Here is a 6,543-nt window from a genome sequence, read left to right on the forward strand (position 1 = left end):
TGCCATGAAACGATTAGCTCTGATTTTACTGGCGCTGGGGATGAACGTGCAGGCGGCTGCGCTGACCTTAAACGATGCCCGGGCGCAGGGGCGCGTGGGGGAAACCCTTAGCGGTTATATTGCCCCGATTCAACAGGATGCGGAAACGCTGGCGCTGGTCAATCGTATCAATGCGGCACGCACGGAAAACTACCAGAAGCTGGCTGACAGCAATAATTTGCCGGTCGATGAAGTGGCCAAAATGGCAGGTCAAAAGCTGGTTGCCCGCGCGCAGCCGGGCGAATACGTGAAGGGTATTAACGGAAAATGGCTCAAAAAGTAGTTAGCGGTAGCGCCTGCGGTATTCACCCGGCGAGACGCCAAAACGCTGCTTAAACGCCGTTGAAAAATGGCTATGGTCGGTGAACCCCCAGCTGTAGCCAATGCCCGCCAGCTTTTCATCATCACCGGCAGCGCGCAGTACCTGCGCACACAGATCCAGACGACGGTTTTTGATGTACTGCGCCACCACCAGCCCCTTTTCGGCAAACATGCGATAGAGGCTGCGCACGGACATACCGCTCTCGGCGGCAATCCATTCCGGGCGTAGCGATTCAGACTGAATATGGTCGTCAATCAGCGCCACCACATGCTGGAACTGGCGCTCCTTGCGCGGCTGAATGATTTCACGCTGCTGGAAAGCGGGGCGCAGCAGGCAGATCATCGCCTCGAGCGCCGCTTCGCTCTCCCGGTCACTCAGGTCGGCATTGCTCATGCTCTCCATCAGCAGGCGATGGCTCAGCTGTACAGTCGGCAAGGTGCGGGAAAGGGCGGTCGCGCAGCTTATTTCCTGGAAACGACACTGCTGCTCAATAATCTGACGGGGAACCAGCAGCGAAATCTGGCGGGATTTTTCCCGCCAGTTGATCGAGCAGGGACGTGACGCGTCAATCAGCGTGATATCACCGGTTCTGAGCAGCGCGCGACGGTCATCCTGCTCAATTTCCGCGCTGCCTTCGAGCTGGAACACGGTATAGAACCAGGCATCATTACTCTGAGCGATCTCCTGACGGGAGCGGAACAGGTTGACGCCGCCTGCGGTCACGGTGCTGAGCTTCAGGCTGCGCGCATAGCTGGTCTCCAGCTCGCCGAAGAATTTTCCCCCGGTGGGCTGCGCGTTAAAACGCCCGCAAACCTGGTTAATTTGCGCCAGCCACTGCTGATACTGTTCCTGCTCGCTTGCACACGCCATCGTTTCTCTCACTGCACCGTCAACGTTTTCGCATTGTTGCATTTGTGTTGCATTTTGTCAGAGCTATGAGGCTGACTATAGGAAAGAACACTCACCGGTAACAGCGATATAAGCGGCAATTATCGCGATTTGCGGAGCCTGTCACAGGTGGCAAAGCGAATGTCACAGAGACAAAAGCGAGAACGCAAAACCCCACTTAGACTGGATGGACACCCTGCGAAGAATAACGAAGGAGTATCCTATGTCTGAATCACAGGTGGCCATTCAGCCTGCCGTACAACAATTTTTAGACCGACAGCATGGCCTGTGGATTGAGGGGCGTCAGGCCGCGTCGGACAGTGAAAAACGGCTGAACGTCTTCAACCCGGCCACGGGCGAGGTCATTGCCTCGACTGCCGATGCCAGCGTCGATGACGTTGATCGTGCCGTCATGTCCGGCTGGCGCGCGTTTGTCGCCCGCAGCTGGGCCGGAAAACTGCCAGCGGAGCGCGAGCGGATCCTGCTTCATTTCGCCGATCTGGTCGAACAGCACAGCGAAGAGCTGGCCCAGCTTGAAACGCTGGAGCAGGGCAAATCCATCAACATTTCCCGCATGTTTGAAGTCGGCTGCACCCTGAACTGGATGCGCTATACCGCCGGGCTGACCACCAAAATTACGGGTAAAACTCTCGACCTTTCCATCCCGCTGCCGCAGGGCGCCCGCTATCAGGCGTGGACGCGTAAGGAGCCGGTTGGCGTGGTGGCCGGGATTGTGCCCTGGAACTTCCCGCTGATGATCGGGATGTGGAAAGTGATGCCTGCGCTGGCCGCGGGGTGCTCTATTGTCATCAAGCCCTCAGAGACCACGCCGCTGACCATGCTGCGCGTGGCGGAGCTGGCCAGCGAAGCGGGCATTCCGGACGGAGTGTTTAACGTGGTGACCGGGAGCGGCGCGGTGTGTGGCGCAGCGCTGACCTCGCATCCGCATATTGCAAAGGTGAGCTTTACCGGCTCAACGGCGACGGGTAAGCAAATTGCCCGCGCGGCGGCGGACACGCTAACCGGGGTGACTCTGGAACTGGGCGGGAAAAACCCGGCCATCGTACTAAAAGACGCAGACCCGGCATGGGTGATCGAAGGCCTGATGACCGGCAGCTTCCTGAACCAGGGGCAGGTGTGCGCGGCGAGCTCGCGCATCTATATTGAAGCGCCGCTGTTTGACACGCTTGTCAGCGGGTTTGAGCAGGCGGTGAAATCCCTGAGCGTCGGGCCGGGCATGTCGCCGGAGGCGTTTATCAACCCGCTGGTGTCGCGCGCGCACTGCGACAAGGTGCAGACCTTCCTTGACGAAGCGAAGTCGCGCAACGCGGAGCTGATCGTCGGTAACCGGGGGCCGGAAGGCAAAGGCTATTACGTTTCGCCTACGCTGGTGGTGAACCCGGATGCCTCACTGCGCCTGACCCGTGAAGAGGTGTTTGGCCCGGTGGTCAACCTCGTACGCGTCGCCGACGGGGAAGAGGCGCTCCAGCTGGCAAACGACAGCGAGTATGGCCTGACGGCCAGCGTCTGGACGCAGAATATCAGCAAGGCGCTGGAATACACCGACCGGCTGCAGGCGGGCACCGTCTGGGTGAACAGCCATACGCTGATTGACGCTAACCTGCCGTTCGGCGGCATGAAGCAGTCCGGCACCGGGCGTGACTTTGGTCCGGACTGGCTGGACGGCTGGTGTGAAACCAAATCGGTGTGCGTGCGCTACTAGTAAAAGCAAAAGGCAACCTGGAGGTTGCCTTTTTAGTGTTTATTGCCTCTCCCGTGGGAGAGGGTCAGGGTGAGGGCATCAGGCTGCACCGGGCGAATTTTGTAGGCCGGGTAAGGCGTAGCCGCCACCCGACATGTTTACAGCGACCACCGATCCCGCCCGGCCTCCTTCGCCCGATACAGCGCCGCATCGGCGCGGGCGATGATCTCGGTGCCCGCTAACCCTTCCGCCATGCTCGCAATCCCCATGCTCACGGTGACATGGTCGCTAACGGTTGAGGCGCTGTGCGGTATGGACTCCGCGCGCAGGCCGTCCTGAATGCGTAAGGCCACCTTTTCAGCGATGTTTTCCGGGCAGTTAAACAGGATCACCACGAACTCCTCGCCGCCGTAGCGTGACACCACATCGTCAGGCGTTCGCACCGACTGCTTCAGCACCCGCGCCACGCGGGTCAGGCAGTCGTCACCCGCCTGGTGCCCGTAGGTGTCGTTGTAGCGTTTGAAATAGTCGATATCCAGCATAATCACTGAGAAGGTTTTTTTCTGCTCAACCGCGTTCTCCAGCACCACTTCCATTTTCCGGCGATTGGCGGTTTTGGTTAATGGATCCTGATGCGCCAGCGCATCCAGCCTGGAGATCAATAGCTGATTTTGCTGGTTACGTCGCCAGGCCTCGTCAAACCAGCTCAGCAGGATGAAACGTCCGCAAATCAGGATCAGCGTAAAGACGCTCCAGATAACAATGAAGTGAAGGTTGAGGCCATCGTTCCGTATCCAGCTTGCTACCGGCAGGGTGATCCAGAGCGGGAGCACAAAGGCGAGTAGCCCTTCAGGATAAAAATAGAGCGCCGTTAAGCCGGCGAGTAATAAAATGACGCACAGCGGCCAGACGTGCGGGAGCAGCAGCTGGGTGATAAACCAGAAGCAGGAGACCGACCAGATGGCGCTGCAGATAAACAATACCACGCTGATGCCGGCGATGCGCCGCCAGGCCATCAGGATCAGCGCGGCGGAGAGGATGATAATGCCGAGCATGGAGGCATCAACTATTCTCGTCAGCTGCGGCGAATGGGGATAAAGGGGATCGCTGGTATTAAGCAAAACGTGTCGCAGCAGAATCATCACCGCGAAGCTGATATTCACGAAGGCCAGCCACGGCAGGTTCATCGCCAGCCCGTGCATGACCATAGCATGGCGCGTTGGCCAGGTTGCCCGTTCAAGTGTCGGTTTTTTTCTTTTTTCCATTGACGCTTTTTACCCTTTCTGGCTAACACGTGAAGCAGGAAAGGGCGGACGAACCGCCCTTTTGCGTGCACCGTTACGGTGTCACAATGTTAAACCAGAAATCAAACTTGTCCATATAGCTAAGCATGGCATCAAGTTTCGCGCTGTCGCCAGTAATTTTAAAATTTCCGCTGTCCTGAGCCTGTTTCAGCGTCACCTCCTTGAGGATGATTTTATTCAGGGTGTCACGGTTAAGCGTCAGCGTCGCGTCCGCCTCTTTTGCTTCCGCGTTCGCCGTGTGGTTCAGCACGCCGTTTTCCAGCTCGAGTTTGTACTTCCCGCCATCGCTGCCCAGATCGATGTTAAACACCGATTTGGCGTCACCCGCTTTTTGTCCGTTGATATGGACAGCCAGATAGTCAAAGAACATCTCCGGCGTCATCGCGCGCACCGTATCCGGGCTGGCGGTATTCGGCGTTGGCCCTTTCACCACGCCGTTACGCAATTCCTGCGCGCCGGTCAGGTAGAAGTTACGCCACGGGCCGGATTCAGCCTGATAGCCAAGCTGTTCCAGCGCATCCGCTTCCAGGTTGCGCGCCGCCTGGTTGTTCGGATCGGCAAAGACCACTTTGCTCACTACCTGCGCCACCCAGCGGTAGTTACCCTGGTCGAAGTCGGTTTTCGCCTTGCTCAGGATGGCATCCGCGCCGCCCATATACTCCACGAATTTCTTCGCGCCTTCTTCTGGCGGCAGTTCATCCAGCGTCGCCGGGTTGCCGTCAAACCAGCCCAGATACAGCACATAGGTGGCTTTTACGTCATGGCTCACCGAACCGTAATAGCCGCGGTTGGCCCAGGTATGCGCCAGTGAATCCGGGAGCTTGAAGTTCGCGGCGATTTCGTCGCGCGTCAGCCCTTCGTTGGCCATACGCAGCGTCTGGTCGTTGATGTAACGATAGAGATCGCGCTGGCTTTTCAGCAGCTTGACGACGTTTTCGTTGCCCCAGGTCGGCCAGTGGTGCTGCGCCATGATGATTTCAGCTTTGTCACCCCAGCGCACAATCGCCTGGTTGATGTATTTCGACCACGGCAGCGGCTCGCGGATTTTGGCCCCGCGCAGCGAGTAGGTGTTGTGCAGGGTATGGGTCACGTCCTCAGCGGATTCAATCAGTTTTTTCTCTTCGATATACCAGAGCATTTCCGATGGCGCTTCGGATCCCGGTGCGAGCATAAAATCATAGGTCAGGCCGTCGATAACCTCTTTTTGCCCGTCTTTCTCAATGATATTGGTCGGGGCAATCAGCGTCACCGTCCCGGCCGAGGTGGTCGTACCCAGGCCCGCGCCCACCTGACCTTTGGCATCGGGCTTCAGCAGGTTGCCATACATATAGCTGGCGCGGCGGCTCATCACGTCGCCCGCCATGATATTCTCGGCAACGGCCGCTTCCATAAACCCGGCTGGCGCGTAGACCTTCACTTTGCCGGATTTCACGTCGGCTTCATCCACCACGCCGCGCACGCCGCCATAGTGGTCAACGTGGCTGTGGGTATAAATAATGGCGACGACAGGCTTCTTGCCGCGATTTTTAAAATAGAGATCCATCCCGACCTTCGCCGTTTCTGCCGACACCAGCGGGTCAACCACGGTAATACCTTCTTTCCCTTCAATGATGGTCATATTTGACAGGTCAAGATTTCGGATCTGATATACGCCGTCGGTGACTTCAAACAGGCCGCTAATATTAATCAGCTGAGATTGACGCCATAAGCTGGGATTAACGGAGTCCGGTGCTTTATCGCCTTCTTTAATAAATGAATATTGCTGTGGATCCCAGATGACATTCCCTTGTTCCCCTTTGATAATTTCCTGAGGAATCGGTGCAATAAAGCCTTTATGGGCGTTCGTAAAATCGGTGTTGTCGGAGAAAGGAAGCTGATTAAACAGGGCGTTATTGGCTTGTTGCGTTGCAGTCGTGGCATCCTTCGGGGCGTCTGCGGCATACGCGGAACTGACGGAAATAACAAGTCCAGCCAGAGCAAGACTCCTGACGATCAAATTGAATTTCATCCTAAACCTCTCAGTGATGTATTACGTCGCTTGTGGAAAATTCGCGTCCTGGCTGAAAGTGGTTCAAGAAATGCAATGGGAATAAACGAGGTAGAAATAACTATAATCGGGGAGAGGTATTCAGCAAGTAAATAGATGAAAAACCGGGCATTGCGCCCGGTGCGTTATTTATTTCTGTTCGTCTTTCTTTTTCCCTAGCGTTGGGGTGATGCTGCCAACTTACTGATTTAGTGTATGATGGTGTTTTTGAGGTGCTCCAGTGGCTTCTGTTTCTATCAGC

General features: G+C 56.7%; 6 protein-coding genes. 2 read left to right on the forward strand and 4 right to left on the reverse strand.

Going from position 1 to position 6,543, the window contains the following annotated elements; genetic code table 11:
* Nucleotides 1-4 precede the first annotated feature (4 nt).
* Entirely contained in the window at nucleotides 5-322 is a 318-nt protein-coding gene (locus QMN93_RS21805) for a YdbL family protein (protein WP_064672419.1), read from the forward strand.
* Here the strand turns inward: QMN93_RS21805 and feaR are convergent, their stop codons facing one another.
* Entirely contained in the window at nucleotides 323-1,231 is a 909-nt protein-coding gene (gene feaR, locus QMN93_RS21810; RefSeq protein WP_182383971.1) for a transcriptional regulator FeaR, read from the reverse strand.
* A gap of 241 nt (nucleotides 1,232-1,472) precedes the next feature.
* On the opposite strand from feaR, the gene QMN93_RS21815 reads away from it, so the two are divergent.
* Entirely contained in the window at nucleotides 1,473-2,972 is a 1,500-nt protein-coding gene (locus QMN93_RS21815; protein ID WP_182383484.1) for an aldehyde dehydrogenase family protein, read from the forward strand.
* Nucleotides 2,973-3,109: 137 nt separating this feature from the next.
* Here the strand turns inward: QMN93_RS21815 and QMN93_RS21820 are convergent, their stop codons facing one another.
* The 3 genes from QMN93_RS21820 to QMN93_RS21830 form a co-directional block, all read right to left on the reverse strand.
* Nucleotides 3,110-4,216, reverse strand: a complete 1,107-nt coding sequence (locus tag QMN93_RS21820) for a GGDEF domain-containing protein (RefSeq protein WP_193139180.1) — start codon at nucleotides 4,214-4,216, stop codon at nucleotides 3,110-3,112.
* 73 nt (nucleotides 4,217-4,289) lie between these two features.
* The gene (locus tag QMN93_RS21825) at nucleotides 4,290-6,263 is read right to left on the reverse strand and encodes an alkyl/aryl-sulfatase (RefSeq protein ID WP_193139182.1); all 1,974 of its coding nucleotides are present in this window, start codon (nucleotides 6,261-6,263) and stop codon (nucleotides 4,290-4,292) included.
* Between the two features lie 100 nt (nucleotides 6,264-6,363).
* On the reverse strand, nucleotides 6,364-6,543 hold a 180-nt coding region (locus QMN93_RS21830), incomplete at its 5' end, for a hypothetical protein (protein WP_323619976.1).

The sequence above is a fragment of the Enterobacter sp. R-1.6.2 genome (assembly GCF_035064085.1).
Classification (GTDB): domain Bacteria; phylum Pseudomonadota; class Gammaproteobacteria; order Enterobacterales; family Enterobacteriaceae; genus Enterobacter; species Enterobacter asburiae_B.

Coding starts and splice junctions, on each gene's coding strand:
- QMN93_RS21825 (WP_193139182.1), bottom strand. CDS start 6,263: ATGAAATTCAATTTGATCGTCAGGAGTCTTGCTCTGGCTGGACTTGTT.
- QMN93_RS21805 (WP_064672419.1), top strand. CDS start 5: ATGAAACGATTAGCTCTGATTTTACTGGCGCTGGGGATGAACGTGCAG.
- QMN93_RS21820 (WP_193139180.1), bottom strand. CDS start 4,216: ATGGAAAAAAGAAAAAAACCGACACTTGAACGGGCAACCTGGCCAACG.
- feaR (WP_182383971.1), bottom strand. CDS start 1,231: ATGGCGTGTGCAAGCGAGCAGGAACAGTATCAGCAGTGGCTGGCGCAA.
- QMN93_RS21815 (WP_182383484.1), top strand. CDS start 1,473: ATGTCTGAATCACAGGTGGCCATTCAGCCTGCCGTACAACAATTTTTA.